20 protein-coding genes, 3 tRNA genes and 1 pseudogene are annotated in these 23465 nt (G+C 73.9%); 21 read left to right on the top strand and 3 right to left on the bottom strand.

Features of this window, described 5'->3' with window-relative positions; translation table 11 throughout:
• Positions 1–2: 2 nt before the first annotated feature.
• Together ACIQVD_RS03655 and ACIQVD_RS03650 are read right to left on the bottom strand one after the other, a co-directional pair.
• Complete coding sequence (locus ACIQVD_RS03655; RefSeq protein WP_402285746.1) at positions 3–260, bottom strand: hypothetical protein; 258 nt, start codon at positions 258–260, stop codon at positions 3–5.
• Positions 261–387: 127 nt separating this feature from the next.
• Positions 388–1278: pseudogene (locus tag ACIQVD_RS03650) on the bottom strand (recombinase family protein); the annotation flags it as partial.
• A 385-nt stretch (positions 1279–1663) separates the two neighbouring features.
• Between ACIQVD_RS03650 and ACIQVD_RS03645 the strand changes: the two are divergent.
• The 11 genes from ACIQVD_RS03645 (at position 1664) to ACIQVD_RS03595 (ending at position 14891) form a co-directional block, all read left to right on the top strand.
• Positions 1664–2308, top strand: a complete 645-nt coding sequence (locus ACIQVD_RS03645; RefSeq protein ID WP_402285744.1) for a hypothetical protein — start codon at positions 1664–1666, stop codon at positions 2306–2308.
• Between the two features lie 133 nt (positions 2309–2441).
• A complete protein-coding gene (locus ACIQVD_RS03640) occupies positions 2442–3215 on the top strand; it encodes a TIGR03936 family radical SAM-associated protein (RefSeq protein ID WP_400686493.1) in 774 nt (257 codons plus the stop codon).
• Between the two features lie 363 nt (positions 3216–3578).
• The gene (locus ACIQVD_RS03635) at positions 3579–7223 is read left to right on the top strand and encodes a ribonuclease E/G (RefSeq protein WP_402285742.1); all 3645 of its coding nucleotides are present in this window, start codon (positions 3579–3581) and stop codon (positions 7221–7223) included.
• A gap of 253 nt (positions 7224–7476) precedes the next feature.
• Complete coding sequence (gene rplU / locus ACIQVD_RS03630; protein ID WP_100836127.1) at positions 7477–7794, top strand: 50S ribosomal protein L21; 318 nt, start codon at positions 7477–7479, stop codon at positions 7792–7794.
• Between the two features lie 37 nt (positions 7795–7831).
• Entirely contained in the window at positions 7832–8089 is a 258-nt protein-coding gene (rpmA, locus tag ACIQVD_RS03625; protein WP_030906548.1) for a 50S ribosomal protein L27, read from the top strand.
• A gap of 102 nt (positions 8090–8191) precedes the next feature.
• A complete protein-coding gene (obgE, locus tag ACIQVD_RS03620; RefSeq protein ID WP_400686498.1) occupies positions 8192–9652 on the top strand; it encodes a GTPase ObgE in 1461 nt (486 codons plus the stop codon).
• Positions 9653–9831: 179 nt separating this feature from the next.
• The gene (proB, locus tag ACIQVD_RS03615; protein WP_400686500.1) at positions 9832–10968 is read left to right on the top strand and encodes a glutamate 5-kinase; all 1137 of its coding nucleotides are present in this window, start codon (positions 9832–9834) and stop codon (positions 10966–10968) included.
• An 81-nt stretch (positions 10969–11049) separates the two neighbouring features.
• Positions 11050–11508, top strand: a complete 459-nt coding sequence (locus ACIQVD_RS03610; RefSeq protein ID WP_400686502.1) for a hypothetical protein — start codon at positions 11050–11052, stop codon at positions 11506–11508.
• Between the two features lie 175 nt (positions 11509–11683).
• Complete coding sequence (locus tag ACIQVD_RS03605) at positions 11684–12991, top strand: glutamate-5-semialdehyde dehydrogenase (protein WP_100836123.1); 1308 nt, start codon at positions 11684–11686, stop codon at positions 12989–12991.
• 117 nt (positions 12992–13108) lie between these two features.
• A complete protein-coding gene (locus ACIQVD_RS03600) occupies positions 13109–13747 on the top strand; it encodes a hypothetical protein (RefSeq protein ID WP_400686504.1) in 639 nt (212 codons plus the stop codon).
• Between the two features lie 85 nt (positions 13748–13832).
• Entirely contained in the window at positions 13833–14891 is a 1059-nt protein-coding gene (locus tag ACIQVD_RS03595) for a hypothetical protein (protein ID WP_402285736.1), read from the top strand.
• Between the two features lie 49 nt (positions 14892–14940).
• Here the strand turns inward: ACIQVD_RS03595 and ACIQVD_RS03590 are convergent, their stop codons facing one another.
• Entirely contained in the window at positions 14941–16032 is a 1092-nt protein-coding gene (locus ACIQVD_RS03590) for a M48 family metallopeptidase (RefSeq protein WP_400686508.1), read from the bottom strand.
• A gap of 283 nt (positions 16033–16315) precedes the next feature.
• Between ACIQVD_RS03590 and ACIQVD_RS03585 the strand changes: the two genes are divergently transcribed.
• The 10 genes from ACIQVD_RS03585 to ACIQVD_RS03540 all read left to right on the top strand — a co-directional run bounded on the left by ACIQVD_RS03585 (position 16316) and on the right by ACIQVD_RS03540 (position 23373).
• Positions 16316–16543 carry a hypothetical protein gene (locus ACIQVD_RS03585; protein WP_100836119.1) on the top strand — a complete coding sequence of 76 codons (228 nt, stop codon included), beginning with the start codon at positions 16316–16318 and terminating at the stop codon, positions 16541–16543.
• 317 nt (positions 16544–16860) lie between these two features.
• Positions 16861–17010, top strand: a complete 150-nt coding sequence (locus ACIQVD_RS03580) for a hypothetical protein (protein WP_162870004.1) — start codon at positions 16861–16863, stop codon at positions 17008–17010.
• A gap of 126 nt (positions 17011–17136) precedes the next feature.
• On the top strand, positions 17137–17964 hold the full coding sequence (nadD, locus tag ACIQVD_RS03575) for a nicotinate-nucleotide adenylyltransferase (RefSeq protein ID WP_400686511.1): 828 nt from the start codon (positions 17137–17139) through the stop codon (positions 17962–17964).
• A 19-nt stretch (positions 17965–17983) separates the two neighbouring features.
• On the top strand, positions 17984–20131 hold the full coding sequence (locus ACIQVD_RS03570; RefSeq protein ID WP_402285731.1) for a LytR C-terminal domain-containing protein: 2148 nt from the start codon (positions 17984–17986) through the stop codon (positions 20129–20131).
• Between the two features lie 147 nt (positions 20132–20278).
• Positions 20279–20716 carry a ribosome silencing factor gene (rsfS, locus tag ACIQVD_RS03565; RefSeq protein ID WP_100836116.1) on the top strand — a complete coding sequence of 146 codons (438 nt, stop codon included), beginning with the start codon at positions 20279–20281 and terminating at the stop codon, positions 20714–20716.
• Entirely contained in the window at positions 20713–21360 is a 648-nt protein-coding gene (locus tag ACIQVD_RS03560) for a histidine phosphatase family protein (RefSeq protein ID WP_400687008.1), read from the top strand. Before rsfS ends, ACIQVD_RS03560 begins: the two co-directional genes overlap by 4 nt.
• A 108-nt stretch (positions 21361–21468) precedes the next feature.
• A tRNA-Ala gene (locus ACIQVD_RS03555) sits at positions 21469–21541 on the top strand.
• Positions 21542–21579: 38 nt separating this feature from the next.
• Positions 21580–21652 (top strand) — tRNA-Ala (locus ACIQVD_RS03550).
• Positions 21653–21915: 263 nt separating this feature from the next.
• Positions 21916–21988, top strand: a tRNA-Ala gene (locus tag ACIQVD_RS03545).
• Positions 21989–22080: 92 nt separating this feature from the next.
• A complete protein-coding gene (locus ACIQVD_RS03540; protein ID WP_402285727.1) occupies positions 22081–23373 on the top strand; it encodes a hypothetical protein in 1293 nt (430 codons plus the stop codon).
• Positions 23374–23465 lie beyond the last annotated feature (92 nt).

Raw genomic sequence — 23465 nt, 5'->3', positions numbered from 1 at the left:
CGTCACGGGTGTCCTTCCGCGAATGCGTCCGGCTTGACGACCAGGCGGTCCTCCACATCGGGTGGGACGGCCAGTTCCAGATCCACCTCCGGCGCCCGGCGGCCCGGGACCTTCGTCCGGCGGACACGGCAAGTGACCCGCGCCCGCCGCAGGTCGTCCGCCATCGTTCCGGTCCCCTCCCGCTGCCAGCGGTCGCCGAAGGTGTCGCCGGTCGCGGACAGCGTCCAGCGCGCCCCCTCCGGTCCGTTCTCGCCGGACATGCCGGCTCGGTACTCCCGTACGCGGACTGGGAGCGCCCCGAGACCGGTCATGACTTCGGCGGAGAGCCTCCCGTACACGGCGCCCGGTTGCGGCGCTCCCCCGGCCCCCGCTCGGACAGCTCCGGCAGCGCAGGTAGGCATAGACGCGTCGGTCCGTCCTGGTCCGCTGCACCGTCATGTTGGTGTCGCAGTCAGCGCACACCAGTACTCCCAGGAACTCGGTGGTCCCGCCGGGGCTTCGGCGGGGCCGCGCGGTGGCCCTACGGTCGAGAGCCGATTGCAGCGACTGCCACTCCTGCTCGCTGAAGATCGGATCAGCCACCCTGACGGGAGCGCCCTTCCGGTCGAGCACCACCCTCGCCCGGCGGGTGCCCGGCTCCGCCTCGACCCGCCACCCGCACAGTGCCGGGTTGCGCAACCGTCGAAGAAGCGTGGTGGTGGTCCACCGGCCGCCACCGCCGGTGGGGACCCGGGCCCGGAGGAGTACGGCGACCATCCGGCGGGCCGACACTCCGCGCCGTGCCGCGCCGTGGCACCAGCGCAGGACGCGACGAGCCCCGGGCTCGACGACCAGTCTGCCCCCCGTGTCCGTCGTGTATCCGTAGGGGGGTTTGCCCACGAGCCAGTCGGACTGGGTCTTCGTGTAGGCCCAGAGACTGGCGACGCGTGTGCTGGTGCCGCCCGCCTCGAGTTCGGCCACACCCCCGATCACCTTCGCGAGTTCCCTGCCCGCCACCGTGGACAGGTCGATCGCTTCGTGCAGCGAGACCAGGTTCTTCCCGTGATCCGTGCACCACTCGATCATCACGCTGAGGTCGGTCAGGCGGCGGACGAAGCGGTCCAGCTTCCAGAAGAGCAGGACATCGAAGTCGGGTGTGCGGTCGATCAGCCAATGACCCAGTTGCCGCCTCCTCCACGGAGGGACCCGGGTGGCCGAGACGTTCAGGTCACCGGCCACGCCGACGACACGGAAGCCACGTTCCTGCGCCAGCCGTCGTAGGTCGAGTTCCTGGCGCATCGGTGACGTGGTGTCCGCGGTGAAGGTCGAGAGCCTCACCGACAGCAGGGCGCGCGGCGCGTTCCGCGGGAGGCGCCGTTCATCGGCCAGGAGTTCTTCGAGGAGGGCGAGGTCGTTCTCACGCCAGTGCACGTGCGGTGTTGCCCGCGTCGGGTTCGTGTTCACGGCCTGGCCAACGAAGTGGCTGCCACCCGGATGTGGTCGTGTCGCTTTCTGTCCGCAGACGGACACCCACATCCAGGTCGGCCCCACCGGCAAGAAGCTGCTCCCGTTGACGGTCGTCAACAGCTGACGCGGCCTCACCCCCGGGCCCCCGCCACGACCCCGCGGCGGGGGCCCTTTGCCTGGGTATTACCATCGGCTGATCGGTCGACGGGGAGTGACGATGGCTCAGCAGGGCGGGGGGTGCCTGGTCGCGGTGGTGCGGCCGGTGGTGGTGGCGGTGGTGGTGCCGCTGCGGCTGCTGTGGGAACTCGTGGCGCTGGTCGCCCGCGGGGTCGGTTGGCTGGTCGACGGGGTGCTGCTGCGGCCGCTGCGCCTGCTCTGGCGGTGGGTGCTGGGGCCGCTGCTGTACTGGCTGGTGGTCGTCCCGGTCGGCCGGCTGTGGCGGTGGCTGGTGGTGGTGCCGCTGACCTGGCTGTGGCGGTGGGTGGCGCGGCCGGTCCTGGCGGCGCTGTGGAACTACGTGCTGGCCCCGATCGGGCGCGGGACGGCGTACCTGGCGGTCGGGTTCGGCCGGGTGGTCGCCTGGTTGGCGTACCACCTGGTCGCGGTGCCGGTCCGGGCGCTGTGGCGGTGGGTGCTGGTGCCGCTCGGCAGGGCGTTCCGGGACCGGCTGTGGCGGCCGGTGCTGTTCCCGGTGCTGCGCGCGCTCTGGCTGGCGTTCCGCCGGGCCTGGCGGCTCGGCGGCCGGATCTGGCGCTTCACCGTGGTCGCCCCCTGCCGCCGGGTGCGCCGCGACGTCTGGTGGCCCGTCAAGGCGGAGGTCCGCCGGGTGGCCCGGGAGGTACGGCGGACGCTGCTCGGCTGACGCACCGCGTACCCTTGGTGGGGACAAGGTCCGGCCGGAGCCGCACGCGGTGCGAGGCCGGACGGGGACAACTGACGAAGGACTGAGCCTCCTGGCACGCCGCACGCCCGACGGTCCGCCGCCCGCGCCGACGGTGCAGCGCATCCGTCTCCGCTACACCAAGCGCGGCCGTCTGCGCTTCACCAGCCACCGGGACTTCCAGCGGGCGTTCGAGCGCGCGCTCCGCCGCTCGGCCGTCCCGATGGCCTACTCCGCGGGCTTCACCCCGCACCCCAAGGTCTCCTACGCCAACGCCGCCCCGACCGGCACCGCCAGCGAGGCCGAGTACCTGGAGATCGGCCTCGCCGAGCGCCGCGACCCGGAGGCGCTCCGCCGCCAACTGGACGAGTCGCTGCCGCCCGGCCTGGACGTCACCGACGCGGTCGAGGTCGCCACCGGCAACTTCGTGGAGCGCCTGGAAGCCTCCGAGTGGCTGCTGCGCCTGCCCGGCGTGGAGCCCGCCGAGGCCGAGAAGGCCGCCGCCGTGTTCCTGGCCGCCGAGGCGGTCGAGGTCCAGCGGATGACCAAGAACGGCCTGCGCACCTTCGACGCGCGCGCCGCCGTCGCTGCGATCGAAACCGTCCCCGAGGGCTCCCCCCTGGTCGGGATCGGTGACAACACGGCCACGGACGGTGCGGACGATGTTCGCGCGGGCGTTCCCTGTGCGATACTGCGGCTGGTAGTACGACACGCCACACCCGCCGTACGACCCGACGACGTATTGTCCGGTCTCCGTTCGACGGCCGACCTCGCGCCGCCGGTCCCCGTAGAGGTGACCAGGCTGGCGCAGGGGCCGCTCGACGAGCAGACCGGCACGGTGACCGACCCGCTGGCGCTCGACCGCGCCGCGGCCGAGGTCGGCCGGTAGGCCGCCCCGCCGCGCGCAACCGCCGTCCGCCGAGTGGGCGGGAGCGCAGGCACGGAGAGAACTCCGGGCCTGTGGCTCCCCGGCCCCCGCGGCTCCCCAGGGGAGCGAGCGTCGTCGCGCGCAGGCCCGGCCGTCCTTGCGGCCCGGCCCTTGAAAACTGAGAAGAACTGGTCAGACCAGAAGACTTTTCGACTCCCCGCGTCCCGCGGGGGGTTGAGCGAGACTACGAGCCCCTGTGCGGTCTCACGTCCGCACGACGGCACCGTGGGAGCCGGACCGCCCGAAGCGGCGTCCGGCTGGTGAACGCGGTGGAGCGTCGTGCCAGGACGCGGAGCCCGGGGGCCTGACGGGAGACACACCCGCATGCTCGAAAACACCGAACCGCAGTCCGCTGCGGCCGACAACAACGACGACAACGGGGCCGACGGCACCGCCGCGGCGCCGCCGCGCCGCCGCCGCCGAGCGGTGTCCCGCCCGGCCGGCTCCCCGCAGGGTGCCGCGAGCGAGGGCGCCGGGACCGTGGTGGCGGCCTCCGCCGCCCCGGCGGCCGCCGAGGCCGAGGCTCCCGCCGCCGAGCCGGTGGCGGAGGAGAAGCCGGTGCGCGCCCGCCGTACCCGCAAGCGTGCCGAGGCTCCGGCCGGTGCGCCGGAGGCTCCCGCCGCGGTCGAGGCCGCGCCCGAGGTGCCCGCCGAGGCTCCCGCCGCCGAGCCGGTGGCGGAGGAGAAGCCGGCCCGCGCCCGCCGTACCCGCAAGCGTGCCGAGGCTCCGGCCGGTGCGCCGGAGGCCCCCGCCGCGGTCGAGGCCGCGCCCGAGGTGCCCGCCGAGGCCCCGGCCGCCGACGAGCCCGCCGCCGAGCCGGTGGCCGAGGAGAAGCCGGCCCGCGCCCGACGCACCCGCAAGCGCGCCTCCGCGCCGGTGCAGTCGCCGGCGGCGGCCGAGGAGCCGGCCGTCGAGCCCGCGCCCGAGGCCGAGCCGGTCGCCGAGGAGGAGCCGGAGGCCGAGGCGGAGACCCCGGTCGAGGCAGTCGCGGAGCCCGAGCCGGTCGTCGAGGCCGAGCCGCCGCGCGCCCGCCGCCGGGCCGTCCGCCCGTCCACCGCGATCTTCCAGGCGCCGGTGTTCCAGGAGCCCGAGCCCTTCACCGCCCCCGCGCCCGCCGCCAAGGCCGCCGCGGCCAAGAGCACCGCCGCCAGGACCACCGCCGCCAAGGCCGCCGAGCCGGCTCCGGCCGCCGCGGTCGAGGAGGAGCGGGCGTCCGAGGAGGAGTTCGAGTACAGCGGCGTCGGCCGCCGCCGCCGGGTCCGCACCGCGGTACGCGTCCAGCAGTCGGCCAAGCCCGCGAAGGCCGCCCAGCAGCCCGCCAGGGCCGCTGCTCCGGCCGCTCCGGCCGCCCCCGCGGCCCCCGCCGCCCCGGTCGAGGCCCCCGCCGAGGTCGAGGCGCCCGCCGCCGGCCCCGAGCAGGACGCCGAGTGGGAGGACGACCGCCCGTCCCGCCGCCGCCGTCGCGGTGGCCGTCGCCGCCGTCGCGGTGACGCCGAGGACGCGCCCGAGTCGGTCGAGGCCGAGAGCGCCGAGACCGGGGCCGAGGACGCCGCCCACCAGGGCTCCGACGCGGGCGACGACCACGACGAGGCCGAGGACGACCAGGAGGACGACCTGGCCGCCGGCCTGTCCTCCTCGCGCCGCCGCCGTCGCCGTCGCCGCCGCAGCGGTGAGGGCGCCGACCAGCCGGAGACCAGCGAGGACGGCGTGCGCACCGTGGTGAAGGTGCGCGAGCCGCGCCGCCGCTCCGCGGAGCCCGCGTTCGACCCGGACGAGGTGCAGTCCATCAAGGGCTCCACCCGCCTGGAGGCCAAGAAGCAGCGCCGCCGCGAGGGCCGCGAGCTGGGCCGCCGCCGCGTCCCGATCATCACCGAGGCCGAGTTCCTGGCCCGCCGGGAGTCCGTCGAGCGGGTCATGGTGGTCCGCCAGAACGGCGCCCGCACCCAGATCGGCGTGCTCGAGGACGGCGTGCTGGTCGAGCACTACGTCAACAAGGAGCAGGCCACCAGCTACGTCGGCAACGTGTACCTGGGCAAGGTGCAGAACGTGCTGCCGTCCATGGAGGCCGCGTTCGTCGACATCGGCAAGGGCCGCAACGCCGTGCTGTACGCGGGCGAGGTCAACTTCGGTGCGCTCGGCGGCCACGGCGGCCCGCGCCGGATCGAGTCGGTGCTGAAGTCCGGCCAGTCCGTGCTGGTGCAGGTCTCCAAGGACCCGATCGGCCACAAGGGCGCCCGGCTGACCAGCCAGATCTCGCTGCCCGGCCGCTACCTGGTGTACGTGCCCGAGGGCTCGATGACCGGCATCTCCCGCAAGCTGCCGGAGAACGAGCGGGCCCGCCTCAAGCAGATCCTCAAGAAGATCGTCCCGGACGACGCGGGCGTGATCGTGCGCACCGCCGCCGAGGGCGCCTCCGAGGACGAGCTCACCCGCGACGTCCAGCGCCTCCAGCAGCAGTGGGAGGAGATCCAGAAGAAGGCCGCCACCGGCAACGCCCCGGCGCTGCTGTACGGCGAGCCCGACATGACCGTCCGGGTGGTCCGCGACATCTTCAACGAGGACTTCACCAAGGTCATCGTCAGCGGCTCCGAAGCCTGGAACACCATCCACGACTACGTCACCAACGTCGCCCCCGACCTCACCGAGCGCCTGCAGCGCTGGACCTCGGACGTCGACGTGTTCGCCACCTACCGGATCGACGAGCAGCTGATGAAGGCGCTGGACCGCAAGGTCTGGCTGCCCTCCGGCGGCTCGCTGGTGATCGACCGGACCGAGGCGATGGTCGTCATCGACGTCAACACCGGCAAGTTCGTCGGCCAGGGCGGCAACCTCGAGGAGACCGTCACCCGCAACAACATCGAGGCGGCCGAGGAGATCGTCCGCCAGCTGCGGCTGCGCGACCTCGGCGGCATCATCGTGATCGACTTCATCGACATGGTGCTGGAGTCCAACCGGGACCTGGTGCTGCGCCGCCTGCTGGAGTGCCTGGGCCGGGACCGCACCAAGCACCAGGTCGCCGAGGTCACCTCGCTCGGCCTGGTCCAGATGACCCGCAAGCGGGTCGGCCAGGGCCTGCTGGAGTCCTTCTCCGAGCCCTGCGTGCACTGCAACGGCCGCGGCGTGATCGTCCACATGGACCAGCCCGGCCACGGCCACCAGGGCTCGCACACCGCCGCCTCCGGCACCGGCGAGGGCGGCGGCAAGCGCCGCCGCCGGGGCCGTGGCGGGGCCGGCGGCGCGGAGGCCGACGCGGTCGAGGGCCTCGGGTCGGTCGAGTCCGCCGAGGTCGCCGAGGCGGTCGAGGCCGCGGAGACCGTCCTGGACGTGGTCGAGGAGCTGGAGCCGGTCGACGTGTTCGCCGACACCGAGATCGTCGGGACCGGTGCCGCCGACACCGAGCCGGTGCGGGCCGCCGAGGCCGCTCGGGCCGTCGTCGAGGAGAAGCCCGGCCCGGTGGAGATCCCGTCGGCCGCCCCCGCGGCGGGCGGGCGCACCCGGCGCCGCGCGGTGCGCAAGGCCACCGCTCCGGCCGGGGCGTCCGGCGAGGCCGAGATCGTGGTCCTGCAGGCCCGCGCCGAGGCCGCGATGGAGGCCGCGCTGAGCGCCGCCGAGAGGTCGGCCGCCGAGCAGCAGTCGGCCGTCGAGGTCGCCGGGACGGCCGCGGAGGTGGCGGCCGAGGCCGTCGCCGCGGTGGAGCCCGGGGCCGAGGTCACCGTCGAGGTCGACACCGAGCAGCCCGTCGAGGAGCCGGCCGAGGAGGCCGCGCCGAAGAAGCGGGCCCCCCGGAAGACCGCGGCCAAGACCGCGACCGGGACCGCCGCCAAGAAGACCACGGCGGCCAAGAAGACCGCGGCGAAGAAGACCACCGCCACGGCCGCCAAGAAGACGACCGCCCGCAAGACCGCCACCAAGCGGACCACGGCGGCCAAGAAGGCCGCCGCCGCCGAGGGCGACGGCGCCGCGGAGTGAGCCCGGCCGCGGAGTGAGCCCACGGGGGCCGGGAGCAGCGCCGACGCGCCGCTCCCGGCCCCTCCGCACGTCCCGGTTTGTCTTCGGATGGGCCGGTCCGTATCCTTGACCATCGGCGTGTTGACGCCGCGCTCCAGAGCACCTCACCTCCCGGGTGGACGCCGCTTCCGGCGTTTCCGGGGGAGGCCGCTTGTGTCCATACCCAGGCGGCTGGCATCCGGAGTTCCGACCGAGTTAGGAAAGCAGGTACCGCATGTACGCGATCGTTCGCGCCGGCGGCCGCCAGCACAAGGTCGCCGTGGGCGACGTGCTGGAGATCGACCGTATCGACGCCAAGCCGGGTGACTCGGTCGAGCTCTCGACCATCCTCGTCGTCGACGGTGAGTCCATCACCTCCGACCCGTGGGTGCTCGGTGGCGTGAAGGCGCACGCCGAGGTCGTCGACCACACCAAGGGCGACAAGATCGTCATCCTGCGCTACAAGAACAAGACCGGCTACCGCCGTCGTCAGGGCCACCGCCAGAAGCACACCGCGGTGCGCATCACCAGCATCGACTCGGTCAGCAAGTAACCACTTCCTGCGGTCTTCCTAGAAAGGGGATAGCCAGATGGCACACAAGAAGGGTGCGAGTTCCACTCGCAACGGCCGTGACTCGAACGCCCAGCGCCTCGGCGTGAAGCGCTTCGGCGGTCAGGTCGTCTCCGCCGGCGAGATCATCGTCCGCCAGCGCGGCACCCACTTCCACCCGGGCGCCAACGTCGGCCGTGGCGGCGACGACACGCTGTTCGCGCTGACCGCCGGTGCCGTGGAGTTCGGCAACCGTCGCGGCCGCAAGGTCGTCAACATCGTGGCCGTCGAGGCCTGAGTCCGTACAGACTCGCTGTGAAGGGTGGGCCGGGATGATCCGGGCCCACCCTTCTGCTTTACCGCAGGACACCCTTTTCTTTTCGCCCGGGAGGCACACCTCATGACCACCTTCGTGGACCGCGTCGAACTGCACGTCGCCGCGGGTAACGGGGGCCACGGCTGCGCCTCCGTGCACCGGGAGAAGTTCAAGCCGCTGGGCGGCCCCGACGGGGGCAACGGCGGCGAGGGCGGCTCGGTCATCCTGGTCGTGGACCCGCAGGTCACCACGCTCCTCGAGTACCACCACTCGCCCAAGCGCAAGGCCACCAACGGCAAGCCCGGCGCGGGCGGTCACCGCACCGGCGCGGTCGGCCCGGACATCGTGCTGCCCGTCCCGGACGGCACCGTCGTGCTCGACCGCAAGGGGAACGTGCTGGCCGACCTGGTCGGCCCCGGCACCAGCTTCGTCGCCGCCCAGGGCGGCCGCGGCGGCCTGGGCAACGCGGCGCTGGCCTCCGCCCGCCGCAAGGCCCCCGGCTTCGCGCTGCTCGGCGAGCCCGGCGAGGCCCGCGACATCGTGATGGAGCTGAAGTCCGTCGCCGACGTCGCGCTGGTCGGCTACCCGAGCGCCGGCAAGTCCTCGCTGATCTCGGTGCTCTCCGCCGCCAAGCCGAAGATCGCCGACTACCCGTTCACCACCCTCGTCCCCAACCTCGGCGTGGTGACCGCCGGCGAGACCGTCTACACGATCGCCGACGTGCCCGGCCTGATCCCCGGCGCCAGCCAGGGCAAGGGCCTGGGCCTGGAGTTCCTGCGGCACGTCGAGCGCTGCGAGGTGCTGGTGCACGTCCTGGACTGCGCCACCCTGGAGCCGGGCCGCGACCCGCTCACCGACCTGGAGACCATCGAGGACGAACTCGCCCAGTACGGCGGCCTGGAGGACCGGCCGCGGCTGGTCGCGCTCAACAAGGTCGACGTCCCGGACGGCCAGGACATCGCCGACCTGACCCGCGCCTCGCTGGAGGAGCGCGGCTACCGGGTGTTCGAGGTCTCCGCGCTCGCCCACAAGGGCCTGCGCGAACTCTCCTTCGCGCTGGCCGAGATCGTCGCCGCCGCGCGCGCCGCCAAGCCGGTCCAGGAGAACACCCGGATCGTCATCCGGCCCACCGCCGTCGACGACGCCGGCTTCACCATCGAGGAGGAGGACGGCGCCTACCGGATCCGCGGCGGCAAGCCCGAACGCTGGGTCCGGCAGACCGACTTCGCCAACGACGAGGCGGTCGGCTACCTCGCCGACCGGCTGGCCCGGCTCGGCGTCGAGCAGGAGCTGTGGAAGATCGGCGCCCAGGAGGGCGACACCGTCATCATCGGCCCCGAGGAGAACGCGGTCGTCTTCGACTGGGAGCCCACCATGGCGGCCGGCGCCGAGATGCTCGGCCGGCGCGGCGAGGACCACCGGATGGAGACCCAGCGCCCCGCCGTCGACCGCCGCCGCGAGCGGCAGCGCGGCCGGGACTCGGCGGAGCAGGAGTACCTGGAGTTCGAGGCGCTCTCCTCCGGCCGCGAGCAGCTCGACCAGTAGGGGCGTACCCGCACGACGGGGGCGCGGGCGGACCGCCCGCGCCCCCGTCCGCGCTTTCCGGGCCCGGCCCCGCGCCGGGGCGCCGCCCGGACGTCTCACGCCTCGTCGCGATTTCGTGACCCGCAATCCGGCTCGCTAGATTGCGGACGTACACAGGGCGCGTCGGAAAGGTCGGACTGATGGTGGATCAGCTGCTCCGCGAGGAGGTCGTCTCGGCGCGGCGGATCGTGGTGAAGGTCGGCTCCTCCTCGCTGACCACCGCCGCCGGCGGACTCGACGCGGACCGGGTGGACGCCCTGGTCGACGCGCTGGCCAAACTGCGCCGCCGCCCGGACGCGCCGGAGCTGGTGCTGGTCTCCTCCGGCGCGATCGCGGCCGGCCTGGCCCCGCTCGGCCTGGAGAGGCGCCCCAAGGACCTGGCCCGGCAGCAGGCCGCGGCCAGCGTCGGCCAGGGGCTGCTGGTGGCCCGGTACACGGCCTCCTTCGCGCGCTACGGGGTGCGGGTCGGGCAGGTGCTGCTGACCGCCGAGGACGCCAGCCGCCGGGCCCACTACCGCAACGCCTACCGGACGCTGGAGCAGCTGCTGACGATGGGCGCGATGCCGATCGTCAACGAGAACGACACGGTGGCCACCGCCGAGATCAGGTTCGGCGACAACGACCGGCTGGCCGCGCTGGTGGCCCACCTGGTCCGGGCCGACCTGCTGGTGCTGCTCTCCGACGTGGACGGCCTGTACGACGGCGACCCGGCCAAGCCCGGCACCAGCCGGATCGAGCTGGTGCGCGGCCCGGAGGACCTGGCGGGCGTCGAGGTCGGCAGCGCCGGCAAGGCGGGCGTCGGCACCGGCGGCATGGTCACCAAGGTCGAGGCGGCCCGGATCGCCACCGGCGCGGGCATCCCGGTGGTGCTGACGGCGGCCAGCCAGGCGGCCGACGCGCTGGCCGGCCGGCCCACCGGCACGCTGTTCCGGCGCACCGGCAGCCGCTCCGCCGACCGGCTGCTCTGGCTGGAGCACGCCTCCTCCCCGCGCGGCTCGCTGACCCTGGACGACGGGGCGGTGGCGGCCGTCGTGCACGGCGGGAAGTCCCTGCTGCCGGCCGGGGTGACCCGGGTGGAGGGCGAGTTCGCCGCGGGTGATCCGGTCGACCTTCTTGGCGAAAACGGTCACATCGTCGCCCGCGGACTGGTCAACTTTGATGCGAGGGAGTTGCCCCGTCTGCTCGGCCGGTCCACCCGAGAACTGGCCCAGGAGCTCGGTGCCGCGTACGAACGCGAGGTCGTCCACCGCGACGACCTGGTCGTGCTGCGCGGCTGAGCGCGGGCGGCGGGGCCGGTACGGGGGGTGGGAGCAGCGGGCCGGGGGGGTCCGCGCGACACGCTGAATGGGAGGCCGCCGGTGGTTCGCAGGCGGGAGGAAGCGCTGCCGGGGCAGAGGCCCGAGCGGCGGCTCACCAGCATCGAGGGCGGCCGGGACGTCGAGCAGCGGGAGGCCCCGCGGGAGGCTCCGCGCGAGCAGGCCCGGATGTGGCACGTGGTGCTGAGCGTGGCGGGCGCGGCGACACCGCTGCCGGAACTGCGGACGGCACTGGAGAAACTGGCGCACGACCACTCGTTCTTCCTGACCGCCCGCTACGCCGCGGACCACGCCGAGGTCCGCTACTGGGAGGAGGCGCGGGACCTGCACGACGCGGCGGCGATCGCGCTGCGGCTGTGGGGCGAGCACAAGGCCAGCGCGAAGCTCCCGGCCTGGGAGATCGTCGGCCTGGAGGTGGTGGACCGCCCGACGTACCACAAGCGGGTCGCGGAGGGCTTCGGGGCCCCGCCGCCGCAGCTCGGCGGGGTGCACCCGTACTGACCCCCGGCGGACGGCTTCCGGTCGTCCTCCCCGGCCGTCCTCCCCGGTCGTGCTCCCCGGCCGTGGTCCGTGCCGTGCTTCCGGGCGGTCGACCGGGGGCGTGCTCCCGGGCCGGGCGTCTCAGCGGGCGAAATGCGCGCCGGAACGGGGCGGTCGGCTCGCTAGGCTTTGCGGCATGAGCGATCTCACCGCCACCGCCGACAGCCCCGTCCTCGCCGCCGCGCGCCGTGCCCGGGAGGCGGCCGCCGCCCTGGCGCCAGTGCCGCGCTCGGTGAAGGACGCCGCGCTGCTGGCGATCGCGGACGCGCTGGTCGAGCGGGCCGACGAGATCACCGCCGCCAACGCGGAGGACGTCGAGCGGGCCCGCGCGGCCGGCACCGCCGAGTCGGTGATCGACCGGCTGACGCTGACCGGGGAGCGGATCGCCGCGATCGCCGCCGACGTCCGCAGCGTGGTCGGCCTGCCCGACCCGGTGGGCGAGGTGGTCCGCGGCTACACCCTGCCCAACGGCCTCGACGTGCGCCAGGTCCGCGTCCCGCTGGGCGTGGTCGGCATCATCTACGAGGCCCGGCCGAACGTCACGGTGGACGCCGCCGCGCTCTGCCTGAAGTCCGGCAACGCGGTGCTGCTGCGCGGCTCGGGCTCCGCGTACCGCTCCAACACCGCGCTGGTGGAGGTGCTGCGCGCGGCGGTGGCCGGCGCGGGCCTGCCGGCCGACGTGATCCAGCTGGTGCCGGGCGAGAGCCGCGAGTCGGTGCAGGAGCTGATGCGCGCCCGCGGCCTGGTCGACGTGCTGATCCCGCGCGGCGGCGCCTCGCTGATCCGCACCGTGGTCGAGGGCTCGACCGTCCCGGTGATCGAGACCGGCACCGGCAACTGCCACGTGTACGTGGACGCCCAGGCCGACCTGGCGATGGCCGTCGGCGTGCTGCTGAACTCCAAGGCGCAGCGGGTGAGCGTCTGCAACTCGGCCGAGACCCTGCTGGTGCACCAGGACGTCGCGGACGCCTTCCTGCCGCTCGCGCTGGCCGCGCTGGCCGGGGCCGGCGTCACCGTGCACGGCGACGACGCGGTGCTCAAGGCCGCCGAGGGCACCGGGGTGACGGCCGTCCCGGCGACCGAGGAGGACTGGGGGACCGAGTACCTGTCGCTGGACCTGGCCGCCGCCGTGGTGCCCTCGCTGGAGGCCGCGGTGGAGCACATCCGCCGCTACTCCTCGGGCCACACCGAGGCGATCGTCACCGGCTCGCAGCCGGCCGCCCGCCGCTTCACCCAGCTCGTCGACTCCACCACGGTGGCCGTCAACGCCTCGACCCGGTTCACCGACGGCGGCGAGTTCGGCTTCGGCGCGGAGATCGGCATCTCCACCCAGAAGCTGCACGCCCGCGGCCCGATGGGCCTGCCGGAGCTGACCAGCACCAAGTACATCGTCACCGGCGACGGGCACGTGCGCGGCGAGGCCCGGCAGACCGTCGGCGGCTGAACCCGCGGCAGGGGCGTGCGGGGCGGTGGAGGCCCGCGCGGCCGAATGCCGTAGCCCGTCCGGACCCGATCGGCCGGACCCACAGACAAAAGCCCCGGCCGGTAATACATTGAATCCGTGGCTGAGGATGTGGGGGGCTCGCCGTACTCCGACGGCGCCGACCACGGTGGTGCGGACGACGAGTTCGCCACCGTGGTCTTCGACGAGAGCTTCGTCCGCTCCGCCGCCGTGCACGAGCCGAGCGCCCGGGAGCGGCAGCTCGCCGCCGCCGAGGCCCGGCTCGAACCGGAACAGGCCGGTGCGGCCCGGAGCCACGAGTTCACCGAATCCGCCGAGTTCGCCGGCGGGAGCGAGGCGCTGCCGCTGGAGCTGCGCCCGCTGCCCGGCGGACTCGACGAGGACCGCTTCTACCCCGACCCGTGGTCCGGGTGCGACCGGCAGGAGCGGCGCACCCGCCGCTCCCGGGTCCGCGCCTTCGACCCGCTGCGCGGCGGGACGGTCGCCCAGCAGCGCTGGCACCGGCCGGTGGCCTGGGTGCTGGCCCTGGTGATGGGCGTCGGCCTGGTCGCGCTGTCGGTCGCCGCGGTGTACCGGGGCGTCGGCGGGGCCGGGCAGGACTCGCCGGCCCGGCCGGCCAGCGGCAGCAGCAGCCAGCCCAAGGACAGCGGCGCCCCGTCCGGGACCGCCTCGTCCGGGGGCGTCCCGTCCGCGGTGCCGGTGCAGCCGTCCGCGGTGGCCGCCGTCCCGGTGGGCTGACGCCCCTCAGGGGCGTCACGCGCCGTCGCGCGCCCGTTACCCGCGCCCCCTCGTCGCGAGCGGCCCGCGAGTCTACCCTGGTGTCATGGGTGACCCGCGCGAGCCTCCTGGGGGCACGCCCGAGGGTGGTTCCAACGATGACGAGTTCCGGTCCGTCGTCTTCGACGAATCGTTCGTCCGGGCTGCCCGGATCCAGGAGCTGTCCGCGCAGGAGCGGCTGTCGGGCGCCCCGGGCCGGGCCACCCGGCCGCGCGGCTGGGGCTGGCTGGCCGTGCCCCGGCAGGCCATCGCCCTGCTGCTGGTCGTCGCGCTGGCGTTCGCCGCGGCCGTCTACTTCGGGATCAGCTCCCCGCGCGGGGAGGTCGCCCCGCCCAGCGGCACCCAGCTGAGCGTCAGCCTCACCCCGCTCGCCCCGGCCGGGGCGGTCACCGCGGCCGCCGACCACGCCGACCCGTTCGCCGGGCTGCCCGCCGGGTACGCCGACGGCCCGGCCGGGCTCGGGCTGCCGACCGCCACCGCCACCGCCCACTTCACCGGCTCCCAGGTGCAGCGGGCCCTGGACTCCGTCCAGCACTACCTGGTGGCCTCCGAGCTGAACCCGGCCACCCTGACCGCCAACGAGACCGCGCAGGTCCGCAACCTGCTCACGGCCGGCGAACTCGCCCAGTACGACGACAGCACGAACTCGCCCCGGGACGACCAGCACCACGACGCCACCGGCTGGATGGTCCGCTTCGACCCCGGGCAGGTCGCGCTGGCCACCGACACCGTCAAGGCCGCCGGCAGCATCCACATCGGCGAACTCGACAGCGACACCCTGCAGGTCACCACCGACCACACCCTGGTGTACGCGCTGCGCCCGGCCGGCACCACCAGCGACCCGTCGGTCACCCTGTACGCGGTGCGCCGGGCGGTGCGCATCGACATCGACCGGGCCGACCTGGACATCGGCCGGTTGAGGGTGGTCGACGCCGCCGTGCAGGCCGGGCCCAGCTCCTGCGCGGCCGGGCAGAGCGACTACCTGCAGCCGATCCTGGCCACCGCGGCGGGCGTCCGCCCGAGCACCCCGCCGGTCGTCGACCCGACCGACCACGGGCGGCCGGCCTGGCAGTCCTGCGGGCTGCTCGGGCCGATCACCGGCTGAACCGGCCGGTGCGCGAGGGTTCGGCCGGGCGGTCGTCGGATCGGTCCGGTCAGTCCTGCGGCTCGCCGTCCTTGGTGCTGTCCTTGGTGCCGCTGCCGCTGCCGCTGCCGTTGCCGCGGCCGGCGCCCGCGAAGGTGTCGCGGAGCTTGCCGCCGACCGTGCCGACGCCGTTGCCCAGGTCGCGCAGCAGGCCCATCAGCGGGTCCTTGCTCTCCTTCACCGACTGCGAGTACGACTCGGCGGCGGCCTTCCACTGCGCGCCGACCGTGGTCTCCGGGTCGTCGCCGCGGCGCGGGTACGCCCCGGCCAGGATCGAGCGGTACTCCTCGCTCTCCGCCCACTTCTTCAGCTGGGCCACCCGGGTCACCGCGAAGGGGTGGGACTGCGGCAGCACCTGGAGCAGCTTCAGCACGCTGTCGCGCAGGTCACCGGCCTTGTCGTACTCCGCGGCCTGCTCCAGGAACGCGTCCACGTTCATCTCCGCCAGGTGCGCGCCGCCGGCCAGCTTCATCAGCGACCGCATCGACGCCTGCAGGTCCTGACCGGCCAGCAGGCCGGCCCGGTCGCTGGACAGCTCGGCCTTGCGGAACCACTCCTTGAGCGCGGTGATCAGCGCGGTGATCGCCAGGTTGCCCAGCGGTATCCAGCCGATCCGGGCCGCCAGGTTGGTGAGGATCATCAGCATCGTCTGGTAGACGGCGTGCCCGGACATCGCGTGGCCGACCTCGTGGCCGATCACCGCCCGCAGCTCCTCCTCGTCCATCAGCTCGACCAGCCCGGTGGTGACCACGATCACCGGGGTCTCCATGCCGATGCAGTACGCGTTGACCTTCGGGTCCTGGGAGACGTACAGCTCCGGGACCTTCTCCAGGTCCAGCACGTACGCGGCGTCGCGGACCATGTCGTACAGCTCCGGGAACTGACGCTCCGACGTCTTGACCGCGGTGGCCAGGAACAGCAGGCGCACGCTGCGCTCCGACACCAGGCCGGCCAGCTTCTTCAGGATGTCGTCGAAACCGGAGAGCTTGCGCAGCGCCACCAGCCCCGAGCGGTCCGCCGGGTGCTCCCAGGCCCGGGTGGAGATGTCCGGGAAGCGCTGGCGGCGGCGGCTCGGCGCGGAACCCTTGGTCATGTCGGTCATTGAGTACCTCTCCTGGATCGACGCCGGCACCGGCACCTGTGGCCGGCCCCCGCTGCTTTCCACTTCAACGTCGGTGTGTCCGTACTCGTCCCCGCGGTCACGCTACGCCGTCCGCGCCGCGGCCGGTGAGGGCGGGGACGGGCCTTCCCGGCCGCTTCCCGGCCGTGGCCTGGCCGCTGCCCGTCCGCTGCCCGTCCGCTCGGGGACACTCCGGGGGTGCCGGGCCGGGGCGGCGGTAAGCGGGACTACGCTGGCTCTGCCGTACCGAACAAGGAGCCCCGTGATGACCTCTGCCGACCTGGTCCAGCTCGCCGGACCGATCTCCACCGAGAACGGCCCCGGTCTGTTCCTGCGGTTCATCCTGATCGCCTCCTTCGTCGGAGTCGGCCTGATGGTGTGGGCGCTGGCCCGGGCGAACCGCGACGGCGCGAAGCGCGACGCGGCCCGTGAGTCCGCCGGCGAGGCCGAGCGGACCGGGGCGACCGGGCGCACGGCCGACGACCTGAGCTGATCTGACCTTGGGCCGACCTGGCTTTGGGCTGACCGGACTGCCCCGGCGCCGGGTTCGGGCCCGGGCCGTCGGGCCGCCCGGGTCGTCGGGGCTGTCGGAAGGCTGGTCGGAGCGCCGGGCGGGCCGTGGGTGCCGGGCCTTGTGGACGCCCGTTCCCGGTGCGGGCGTCGCGCCGCCGACCGGACGACGGTTCACGGGTGGTCAGACGCGGTGGGCCGCCGCGCGGTTGCGTGTCGGGCCCCCGTACGATGAGCGCGCGGGCCGTACGGTCCGTGACCGCCTGGTCCTCACACCGAGCCGAGAAGGTCCCGCCGATCATGAGCCCTGCTGCCCTGCCCGCCATCGTCCACCTCGCCGAGGAGGGCGGTAACCACGACAGCCTCAACCCCCTGCTGACGGGTGGCGCGGCGCTGTTCATCCTGCTGCTCCTGCTGTTCATCACCACCCGCTTCAACCGCGACCGCTGACCCCGGTCGCACCGCCGCCCCGTCCGCCGCGCGTCCGCGGCCCCCGGGGTGGCGGAGCGCGGTGCGGCCGAGGCCCGTCGACGGGCGGAATCCCCGGGACATCCGGGTCGCGTAAGGTGTGGCGCCATGAGAGAGCAGGTCGAGACCTCCGGGACGAACGTGGCGCCGGGCACCTCCGCGCCAGGCACCCCGGCAGCTGACGCTCCGGCGGTGGACGCTCCCGCGACGAACGCTCCGGCCGTGGGCACACCGGCTGCGGGCGCCCCGGCCGCGGGCGCGTCGCCCGTGGACACGCCGCCCGTGAGCGCACCGGCCGTGGACGCACCGGCTGTGGACGCACGGGTGCCGGGAGATGCTCCGCGCAGGCGGCGGCTGGGCGTGATGGGCGGCACCTTCGACCCCATCCACCACGGCCACCTGGTCGCCGCCAGCGAGGTGGCGAGCGCCTTCCAGCTGGACGAGGTGATCTTCGTCCCCACCGGGAAGCCCTGGCAGAAGTCCGACCGCCAGGTCTCCCCGGCCGAGGACCGCTACCTGATGACGGTGATCGCCACCGCCGAGAACCCCCAGTTCTCGGTCAGCCGGATCGACATCGACCGCAACGGCCCCACCTACACCGTCGACACCCTGCGCGAGCTGCGCGGCCTCCACCCCGACGCCGAGCTCTTCTTCATCACCGGCGCCGACGCCCTCGCCCAGATCATCTCCTGGCGCTCCTCCGAGGAACTCTTCGACCTCGCGCACTTCATCGGCTGCACCAGGCCGGGCCATACTCTCTCCGACACCGGCCTGCCGGTCGGCGGCGTCTCGCTGGTCGAGGTGCCCGCACTCGCCATCTCCTCCACCGACTGCCGGGTACGCGTCGCCAAGGGCGAACCCATCTGGTACCTGGTGCCGGACGGCGTGGTCCGATACATCCACAAGCGGGCGCTGTACGCGTCGGCCCGGCCTTGATGCCCCCGGGAGGGACGACGTGACCGGAACGTCCGACGACCAGAACTGGTTCGGCCAGCACCCCCAGCCCCGCCCGCCCCACCCCCACCCCCAGCAGCAGCCGCCGTCGCCGCAACAGCAGCAGCCCGGGTACTACCCGCAGCAGGGCTACGAGCAGCAGGGCTACGAGCAGCAGGGGTACGAGGGCTACGAGCAGCAGCCGTACGGGCAGCAGGTACAGCCGCCGCAGCAGCAGCCGTACGGGCAGGGCGGTCAGTACGACCAGTACGGCGGTAGCCAGTACCAGCAGCCCGGGGGGTACCCGCAGGTCCCGTACGGCGAATACGGCGACGGCGGGCAGCAGGCCGCCGCGCCCGGGTACCCGGCGCAGGGCTACGACCAGGGCGGGTACGAGCAGTCCGGGTACGGGCAGGGCGGCTACGGGCAGTCCGGGTACCCGGGTCAGGGCTACGAGCAGTCCCCCGGTTACGGGCAGGGCGGATATGAGCCGCAGGGATTCGAACAGGGCGGCTACCAGGGGCAGTTCGACGACCCGCGGCAGGGCGGCGGTCAGCAGGGCGGGGACGCGTACGGGCAGCAGCCCTACGACCCCTCCTACGGGCAGCAGCAGCCCGAGTCGGGGCGCTCCCCGCAGTCGACCGCGACGCAGGCCCCCGGGCAGGTGCCCGGACAGGCTTCCGGGCCCGGGTCCGAGCGTGCGGCCGGGCGCGGGGTGCCGCCGGTGAGCCCGGTGGCGGGGCCGGCCGCCGCCGGGGTGGTGCCGCCGCGGACGCGTCCGGGGGCGGCGGGCTCGGCCGGGTCGGTCGGGTCGGTCGGGTCGACCGGAACGGCTGCGTCGGCGGAGGAGCCGTCCGAGCTGGTCGGTGGCCGGGCGGCGGCGGCCCGGGCGCAGGCCAAGGGCGGGGACTCGTACACCACGGGCGAGTTCAGCTTCGTCGACGAGCAGACGGAGGAGTCCGAGGACGCGATCGACTGGCTGAAGTTCGCCGAGTCGCGCAGCGAAGTACGGGCCGAGCGCCGGCGGCGGCTGCGCAACCGGCTGGTCTCGCTGCTGGTGGTCGTGGCGGTGCTGGCGTCCGGCACGGTGGGCTACCTGTGGTGGAGCGGGAAGCTCGGCGGCGGGGACGACGCGGCCGCGGCGGTCGGCGGCCGGTACGTCAACGTGGTGCACCTGTACGACCCGCAGGGCAAGATCACCACCGCCCTGCTGGTCGACGACGAGGGCGGCAGGAAGGCCACCGTGCTGCTGCTGCCGGACGCCCTGCAACTGCCCAGCAACGGCGCCTCCGCCACCACGACGATGAGCAAGGCCCCGTCGGAGCTCGGCGCCTCCGCCACCCGCGACGGCCTCTCCGCGGTGCTCGGCGCCAAGGTGGCCGGCACCTGGCGGCTGGACACCCCCTACCTGCTGCTGCTGGTCACCCAGCTCGGCGGCGTCAAGGTGGACACCAACGCCGAGGTGCGCGAGGGGAACAAGGCGGACGGCAAGGTGCTCGCCCCGGCGGGCAAGGACGTCCTGCTGAGCGGGCACGCCGCCGTCGCCTACGCGACCCTGCAGGCGCCCGGTGAGACCCCGGACGCCCAACTCGCCCGGTTCGGCCAGGTGATGGCCGGGGTGATCAATGCCATGCCGACCACCATGGCGGAGGCCACCGACGACGTGCACCGGATGAACATGGTCCCCGACCCGTCGCTCCCCGAGAGCGCGCTGGCCGGCGTGCTGGTCAACCTGGCCAAGCAGGCGAAGGCTGGGCACCTGTCCACCGCCGTGCTCACCACCAAGCCCGACGGCACCCTGGACGACGCCACCGCGGGCAAGCAGGTGAAGGAGATCCTCGGCGGTGCCATCGGCAGCGCCAAGGGCACCGGCGGTTCCACCCGCGTCACCGTGGTCAACGCCTCCGGCAGTGAGACCTCGGTGGCCGCCGCGCAGGTCGCGGTGATCAACGCGGGCATGGACGCGCTGCCGTCCAGCGCCAAGGCCACCGAGCAGGCGACCTCCGAGATCCGCTACACCGACGACGCCAAGCAGTCGGCGGCCCTCACCCTGGCCACCAGCATGGGTCTGCCGGACTCCGCGGTGAAGAAGGTCACCGACGCGCAGAACGCGGACCTGGTGCTGGTGGTCGGCAAGGACTACCAGCCGCCGTCCCAGAAGACGCAGTGAGCGGGGGCGGCCGCGCGGGGGCGGCCGGGGTGCCGTCGAGGCGCCGTTGAGGCGGGGTCGGAGCCCCCGGGCGGAAAACGCTCGGGGGCTCCGTCGCGTTCGTGAGATCCTGGGAGGGTATCCCCACAGCCGAGCCGGAAGAGCAACGTGACCGTCACCGACCGAAGCCAGGAACTGATCACCGTCGCCGCACAGGCGGCGGCCGACAAGCTGGCGCACGACATCATCGCCTTCGACGTCAGCGAGGTGCTGTCGATCACCGACGCCTTCCTGATCGCCTCCGCCGCCAACGACCGCCAGGTGCGGTCGATCGCCGAGGAGATCGAGGACCAGCTGCGCGAGAAGCTCGACATCAAGCCGGTGCGCCGGGAGGGCGAGCGCGAGGGCCGCTGGATCCTGCTCGACTACCTGGACATCGTGGTGCACGTCCAGCACTCCGAGGAGCGCTCCTTCTACTCGCTCGACCGCCTGTGGAAGGACTGTCCCGAGCTGCCGCTCCCCGAGGACGCGCTGGCCACCCGGAACCGGCCGGAGAACGCCGTCACCGACGCCGCCGGCAACGCCGTCTCCGGGGGCGACCTCTGAGCCGCCCGGCGGTCTGGCCGCGCATCGTCTTCTGGCGGCACGGCCAGACCTCCTGGAACCTCGAATCGCGGTTCCAGGGGACGACGGACATCGAGCTCACCGATCAGGGCGTCTTCCAGGCCCAGCGGGCGGCCCGGCTGCTCGCCGGGCTCCGGCCCGACCTGCTGATCTCCTCCGACCTGCAGCGGGCCCGGCGCACCGCCGCCGAGCTCGCCGGGCTCACCGGCCTCGAGGTGCACCACCACGAGGGCCTGCGGGAGACCTACGCGGGGGAGTGGCAGGGGCTCACCAACGCCGAGATCCGGGCCCGGTACCCGGAGCAGTACGCGGCGTGGGCGAACGGCGAGCAGGTGCGCCGCGGCGGCGGCGAGCTGGCCACCGAGGTGGCCGACCGGGCCGTCCCGGTGGTGCTCGACGCGGTGGACAAGCTGCCGGAGGGCGGCACCCTGGTGGTGGTCAGCCACGGCGGTACCATCCGCACCATGATCGGCCGGATGCTGGGCCTGGAGCCGCGGCTGTGGGAGCGCTTCGGCGGTCTCTCCAACTGCTGCTGGTCGGTGCTCGGCCAGGACACGCGCGGCTGGCGGCTGCTGGAGCACAACGCGGGAACGCTGCCGCAGCCGGTCATCGGCGACGAGACCTGACGGCCGCCCGACCCGGATTTCACAGTTCCGGCTCTGACCAGCTAGAGTCTTCCTCGTTCGCAGCGAGGAACGCAGACGGGAAACCGGGGGCGGGAGTCGCGGAACTGCGGGGCTATAGCTCAGTTGGTAGAGCGATTGCATGGCATGCAATAGGTCAGGAGTTCGATTCTCCTTAGCTCCACTCCGCACCGGTGGTCCGTGAGTGGTCGTCAGTGTCGCGGGGCTATAGCTCAGTTGGTAGAGCGATTGCATGGCATGCAATAGGTCAGGAGTTCGATTCTCCTTAGCTCCACAGCAGTTCCGCGAGGCCGCTGCCCGAACAGGGTGGCGGCCTTCGGTGTTTCCGAGGCTCGGCTCGGGGCTGAGGGCCGGGCCGAGCCTGGAGTTGGGCCCGGAGCTGGGTCCGGAGGGCGGGCCGGGGTCGGGGGAGGAGGCGGGGGAGGGGCTGGCCGGGGCTGTCGCGGGAGCGTCGGAACGGATTAGGGCCGGGGGCGTCGACCGTGTAGAGTTGTCGATGTCGCCGAGGGAAACCGCAGGTGACAGCGGTAACAGCATGGGGCTATAGCTCAGTTGGTAGAGCGATTGCATGGCATGCAATAGGTCAGGAGTTCGATTCTCCTTAGCTCCACAGCAGTCCGGAGGCCGTCCCGAGAGGGGCGGCCTCCGGTCGTTCACGGGACTCCCCTGCCGGGCGGTGCGCGGGGCCGCTACCGTCGTGGCATGGCCGACCTGGTGCGAAAACGGAACGACGAGCTCGCCCGGATACTCCACCAGCTCGGTTGGAGCCCGGAGCGGCTGGCCCGCGAGGTGAACTCGGTGCTCCCGGCCGGCCTGGCGATCAGCTCCACCGCGCCGTACAAGTGGCGGGACCGGGGCATGGTGCCGCGCTCGCCGCACGACCAGACCGTCTGCGAGGTGCTGGGCCGCAGCGTCGGCATCGCCGTCACCTACGAGCAGCTCTGGGGGCAGATGGGCTCCCACCGGGGCGCCAAGATGCTCTCGCCCCGGCTGCTGACCGACCCGTGGACCGCCGACACCGCCCAGACCGCACTCCGCGAGGCGGGCGCCGACGGCGCCCCGGTGCGCCTGACCGACCTGTTCCGTGGCGACGAACTGGAACAGGCGGCCCGACACTGGGCCTCCCCGCCGCCGCCGGTCACCGGCGGGGAGGGGGCGCTGCGGATCGCCCCGGAGCAACTGGCCGACCTGCGGCTGTCCTACGAATCCAAGCAGCGGCTGGAGCGCACCTACGGCGGCGGCCTGATCCTCGACCTCGCCAAGGCCGAACTCGCCATGATGGGAAAGCTGTTGGAGCTCGGCAGCTACGACGAGGCGCTCGGCCGCGAACTCTACGGGGCAGCCAGCCGGCTGGCCCGGCTGGTGGGCTGGGCCAACTACGACATGGGCAACGATGCCGCCGCGCAGCGGGCCTTCGTCGCCGCGCTGCGGGCCGCGCACGTCTCCGGCGACCCGCGGCTCGGCGTCGGCGTGGTCGGCTGCCTCGCCGTCCAGGCGACGTACAACTCCGGCGGGCGGGGGCTGGACCCGGTGGCGATGCTCTCCACCGCGCTGCGCGCCGCCGACGGCGTGCTGACGCCCCGGGAACGCGCCCTGCAACTGGGTCGGATCTCCCGGGCACACGGCCGCAAAGGGGAGCAGATCAGCGCGGAGGCGGTCGCCGAGCTGGCGTTCCGGGTGCTGGCGGACGCGACGGAGCACGTGCAGGAGCGGGCCGACCTGGAGGGGATGGTCGGCGAGGGGTACCTGCTGCTCGGCGAGCACGAGCAGGCGCGCGGCCTGCTGCTCACCGCGATCGGCTCGCTCTCGGTGGAGCGGGCCCGGGCCAAGGCGCTGCTGATGGTGCGCCTCGCCGACTCCTACCGCCGCACCGGGGAGCGGGCGGAGGCGGAGCGGACCGCGGAGCGGGCGCGACTGCTCGCGGCCGGCATGCAGTCGGCACGGGTGGCCCGGGCCCTGCGGGACTTCGACACCGCGATGCGCGCGGAGGCGTAGCCGCAGGCGGCTCGGGGCGCCGGACCGCGGAGCCGGGGCGTGCGGCCGGTGGGGACGCGGCGGGCCGGGGTGCGCGGCCGGGGGATTGACGC

Source organism: Kitasatospora sp. NPDC090308 (assembly GCF_044769485.1).
In the GTDB taxonomy this organism is placed as follows: Bacteria; Actinomycetota; Actinomycetes; order Streptomycetales; family Streptomycetaceae; genus Kitasatospora; species Kitasatospora fiedleri.
The sequence above is the reverse complement of the archived record's forward strand: the minus strand, read 5'-3'. Positions and strand labels throughout refer to the sequence as shown.

What these genes read in the sequence shown, in the direction of transcription:
- nadD (WP_400686511.1), top strand. Translation starts at nt 17,137, where the DNA reads ATGAGAGAGCAGGTCGAGACCTCCGGGACGAACGTGGCGCCGGGCACC.
- ACIQVD_RS03590 (WP_400686508.1), bottom strand. Translation starts at nt 16,032, where the DNA reads ATGACCGACATGACCAAGGGTTCCGCGCCGAGCCGCCGCCGCCAGCGC.
- obgE (WP_400686498.1), top strand. Translation starts at nt 8,192, where the DNA reads ATGACCACCTTCGTGGACCGCGTCGAACTGCACGTCGCCGCGGGTAAC.
- rplU (WP_100836127.1), top strand. Translation starts at nt 7,477, where the DNA reads ATGTACGCGATCGTTCGCGCCGGCGGCCGCCAGCACAAGGTCGCCGTG.
- proB (WP_400686500.1), top strand. Translation starts at nt 9,832, where the DNA reads ATGGTGGATCAGCTGCTCCGCGAGGAGGTCGTCTCGGCGCGGCGGATC.
- ACIQVD_RS03580 (WP_162870004.1), top strand. Translation starts at nt 16,861, where the DNA reads ATGAGCCCTGCTGCCCTGCCCGCCATCGTCCACCTCGCCGAGGAGGGC.
- ACIQVD_RS03595 (WP_402285736.1), top strand. Translation starts at nt 13,833, where the DNA reads ATGGGTGACCCGCGCGAGCCTCCTGGGGGCACGCCCGAGGGTGGTTCC.
- rpmA (WP_030906548.1), top strand. Translation starts at nt 7,832, where the DNA reads ATGGCACACAAGAAGGGTGCGAGTTCCACTCGCAACGGCCGTGACTCG.
- ACIQVD_RS03655 (WP_402285746.1), bottom strand. Translation starts at nt 260, where the DNA reads ATGTCCGGCGAGAACGGACCGGAGGGGGCGCGCTGGACGCTGTCCGCG.
- ACIQVD_RS03605 (WP_100836123.1), top strand. Translation starts at nt 11,684, where the DNA reads ATGAGCGATCTCACCGCCACCGCCGACAGCCCCGTCCTCGCCGCCGCG.
- ACIQVD_RS03585 (WP_100836119.1), top strand. Translation starts at nt 16,316, where the DNA reads ATGACCTCTGCCGACCTGGTCCAGCTCGCCGGACCGATCTCCACCGAG.
- ACIQVD_RS03635 (WP_402285742.1), top strand. Translation starts at nt 3,579, where the DNA reads ATGCTCGAAAACACCGAACCGCAGTCCGCTGCGGCCGACAACAACGAC.
- ACIQVD_RS03540 (WP_402285727.1), top strand. Translation starts at nt 22,081, where the DNA reads ATGGCCGACCTGGTGCGAAAACGGAACGACGAGCTCGCCCGGATACTC.
- ACIQVD_RS03645 (WP_402285744.1), top strand. Translation starts at nt 1,664, where the DNA reads ATGGCTCAGCAGGGCGGGGGGTGCCTGGTCGCGGTGGTGCGGCCGGTG.